This is a genomic window from Paraburkholderia sp. SIMBA_054 (genome assembly GCF_046534875.1).
Classification (GTDB): Bacteria; Pseudomonadota; Gammaproteobacteria; order Burkholderiales; family Burkholderiaceae; genus Paraburkholderia; species Paraburkholderia hospita.
Map to the genome: position 1 here is coordinate 1 of NZ_JAWRXV010000447.1, position 321 is coordinate 321.

Genomic DNA, 321 nt, shown 5'->3' on the forward strand with positions numbered 1-321 from the left:
GACCAGGTCGGCGGCGCCTGGTCCCGCGCCGATCAGATAAACCTTACCCATGTGTGTCAGCCTGTTCGTCAGTGCGCTCGCTGCCAATCAATCACCGTTACGCCGAGAACGCGCGGATCATGCCGGCCGCGACTGTGTGATGCGTCGCTTCGTCGATCAGCACGAACGCGCCCGTGCCCTGATGCGAGTCGTACACGTCGCACACCAGCGGCTTTTGCAACGTGAGCGCCACGCGGCCGATGTCGTTCATCGCGAGTTCGCGGCGATCCGTCGACTGCGACAGCGTATGCACGTCGAGCACTTCCTTGATCGAGCCGATGC

The 321-nt window shown here is 63.2% G+C and carries 1 protein-coding gene; it reads right to left on the bottom strand.

The window, feature by feature from the left end; all coding sequences use genetic code 11:
• Positions 1–97: 97 nt before the first annotated feature.
• On the bottom strand, positions 98–321 hold a 224-nt coding region (locus SB822_RS55845), incomplete at its 5' end, for an elongation factor 1-alpha C-terminal domain-related protein (RefSeq protein WP_410858943.1).